The sequence below is a fragment of the Nostoc sp. CHAB 5715 genome, assembly GCF_020829685.1.
Taxonomy (GTDB): domain Bacteria; phylum Cyanobacteriota; class Cyanobacteriia; order Cyanobacteriales; family Nostocaceae; genus Nostoc.
This window is the reverse complement of record NZ_JAIVFR010000923.1, coordinates 1-2,947: the sequence shown is the minus strand read 5'-3', so window position 1 is coordinate 2,947 and position 2,947 is coordinate 1. Positions and strand designations below refer to the sequence as shown.

At 44.1% G+C, this 2,947-nt stretch carries 4 protein-coding genes; all 4 read left to right on the top strand.

The window, feature by feature from the left end:
* The coding region (locus LC574_RS33740; protein WP_229457958.1) for a hypothetical protein at positions 1-252 on the top strand (252 nt) is incomplete at its 5' end.
* Positions 253-564: 312 nt separating this feature from the next.
* Complete coding sequence (locus tag LC574_RS38370) at positions 565-687, top strand: hypothetical protein (RefSeq protein WP_267871768.1); 123 nt, start codon at positions 565-567, stop codon at positions 685-687.
* A 14-nt stretch (positions 688-701) separates the two neighbouring features.
* Positions 702-878, top strand: coding sequence for a hypothetical protein (locus tag LC574_RS33735; RefSeq protein WP_229457957.1), 177 nt, complete (start codon positions 702-704; stop codon positions 876-878).
* Between the two features lie 184 nt (positions 879-1,062).
* Complete coding sequence (locus LC574_RS33730) at positions 1,063-2,865, top strand: strawberry notch-like NTP hydrolase domain-containing protein (RefSeq protein WP_229457955.1); 1,803 nt, start codon at positions 1,063-1,065, stop codon at positions 2,863-2,865.
* Positions 2,866-2,947: the final 82 nt, after the last annotated feature.

Here is a 2,947-nt window from a genome sequence, read left to right as displayed (position 1 = left end):
CTCAAAGATAATTACCGAGAGCGCATATTTGCAGAATCGCAAAAACTAGATAAAAGTTACCTGGACACCCTTTACTTTATAGTTGATTGCTATTTTGTTTTCATCAAGGCTGGATTACCTGCACAACTTTTAGCTGACACACCGATTAATACTGAGTCAAACCAACCCACGTCTTGGACTCCAACTCCATTTGCACAGGAGAAAGAAGAAGATTCTTCAGGGGAAACATTCAGCCTTGATTTTGATTTGTAACCGTCAAAGGAAGTTGGCAACGGTAAAGAAGGGGAATTAGCCTGTGCCATTTGTTTAGGCGAACTCCAGTTAGACCATAATTACTTGGTTAATTAAATAGCTCTAAGAACTCTTTAACAACTGCTGTGGCGTTTTCATGACATTGTTCTGCTGAAAATCTAACTGTAGAAATACCTTGTCGCAAAAATATTCTATCTCTCTTACGAATCTATTGTTTATCAAGATAATCGGCAACGGTATCTGTTGCTTAAATCCCCTTCACCACCGAGCGTGAGCGCTCTTATTGACTCATCTGGGAGTGAATGCCTTACAGTGCTAGCGTACAGTTCCCTTTTTGGCAAAGTAATGCCTATTTTACACAAGTTTCAGGCTCGATGGCTCAAGCGCCACTTTAAGAGCGATCGCTTTGCTCTCAAAGAAAATGAAAATTCTTGAATCGATACATCCAAATGAATCCGAAACAATTAGAAGACTCCATTTTTGAAGCTGTCTCTGACGCGATTGGAAGAGAATGGACAATTGAAGAAAAGCAGTTGATTCAGAATGATTCCGAATTGCAAAGTCGCCTAAAAGAATGGCTCAATAATTCCTCTCCTTTATACTTGTTGGCATCCAGACAACTATAAAATAGTCCGAGACTTAAGTGCCCCTTCAAACTTCAGTCTCCCCATGAATTTGTTTGAAGATGAAGAGACTCATATTCCTTTTTAAAACCTCTTGTATTCGCCTCGTATTTGATAAAGAGGCAGAGGGGCAGAGGGGAAAGGTACAAACCTTGTCCCTTGTGGGCAAATCACAAACAATGACCTGGTGCTAGAACCATCGGCTGGTACTGGTATCATGGCACAGTTCGCCAAACTTCAGGGCGCGAGTCTTATGCTCAACGAACTAGCCCAGGACAGAGCAAAGATTCTGCGTCGGTTGTTTCCAGGCATTCCATTATTTGGGGTGAATGCTGAACAGATTAACGATTACTTAGCTGGCAAGACTCAGCCATCTGTAGTGCTGATGAACCCACCTTTTTCATCATCTCCGAAAATCAGCGATCGCAACCCCGACGCAACCCCTCGCCATATCAACTCGGCATTGCAAAGGTTATGCGATGGCGGGCGGTTGGTAACAATCACAGCCAATTGGTTTTCTCCCAATAATCCCACTTGGCGCGAAACTTTTGTTAAGTGGCAAGAGAAAGCGCGAGTTGTGCTTTCAGTTGGAGTCAGTGGGAAAACCTACGCCTTGCACGGGACAACAATGGAAACTAGGATTACCGTAATTGATAAAGTCCCGGCGGCTGAAATAGGCAACATCCCTTGCATTTCTGAAACCTTGGATTTGCCCCAACTGCTGACGTTGATTGAGCAGCTAAGTGAGCGCTCTTCGTGGCAACATTCTACTGTTAAAACGCCTCCTGTTGCGTCAAAAGTTGTTAAACTATCAAGACGTACCGTAGTGGATCAACCACAAACAGTTTCCGAGATTCCAGACGTGGCAGTTCTGGAGTACGAATTGGTCGAGTGGAGTGGTTCAGAGACTTTAAAGGATGCCCTGTACGAAAGCTACCGACCGCAAAGAGTTCGGATTCACGGTGCAAAACCACATCCCTCATTGCTTTGCGAGAGCGCAGCCCTAGCACTTGTTTCGCCACCAGCGCCTACTTATAAACCGCATCTCCCACGGAATATTGTCACACAAGGCTTGTTATCATCAGCACAACTTGAGAGTGTTATCTACGCAGGACAGGCACACTCTGAATTTCTATCGGGTTCTTACTTAGTGGATGATTCACTCGATAACGTGACAGTCGCGGCAAATAATGAGAACACAGCAGTCAGGTATAGAAAAGGCTGGTTTCTTGGGGATGGCACAGGTTCGGGGAAAGGTCGGCAAGTAGCAGGCATCATTTTAGACAACTGGTGTCAAGCTCGTAGAAAAGCGATCTGGATTTCCAAAAGCTCTGCTCTGATAGAAGATGCCCGACGTGATTGGTGTGCTTTAGGTGGAAGTGAAAAAGATATTATCGACCTGAGTAATATCAAACTTGGTGAACCTATCCCATTCACTGAGGGCATTCTATTTGCAACGTACTCAACTTTGAGATCGCAAAAAGGAGATAAAAGCCGACTCAAACAAATCATTGAGTGGGCTGGCATTGAGTTTGCAGGAGCGATCGCCTTTGACGAATGTCACGCGATGGGTAACGCAATGGCTATTCAGGGTCAGCTCGGCATGGTCAAAGCATCCATGCAGGGCATTGTCGGGTTACGGCTACAAAATGCACTACCTCTATCTAGGGTTATCTACGTGTCAGCCACCGGAGCTACAAAAGTCTCAAACTTATCTTATGCAAATCGTCTGGGACTTTGGCAGACTGGTGACTTTCCCTTTACCTCCCGTGAAGACTTTGTGGAGTCGATTGAAGTTGGGGGTATTGCGGCAATGGAAGTTGTTGCTAGGGATTTGAAAGCGCTGGGATTATACTTGGCGCGATCGCTCAGTTTTGAAGGTGTTGAATACGACACCTTAGAAATTGAACTCACGCCTACCCAAGAAAAAATCTACGACAGTTACCCCGGATTTCTCACAAGCAGTAAAAAATCAATTTACATGACCTGATGTAAGGCTTTTTTTGATACATAATCAACTCAAGTGTAAACCGAAAGACAAATTCAGTACAAATCAATATTAATAAAGATAA

Bases quoted from the DNA above. Each gene is read 5' to 3' on its own strand.
- LC574_RS33735 (WP_229457957.1), top strand. From the start codon at position 702: ATGAATCCGAAACAATTAGAAGACTCCATTTTTGAAGCTGTCTCTGAC.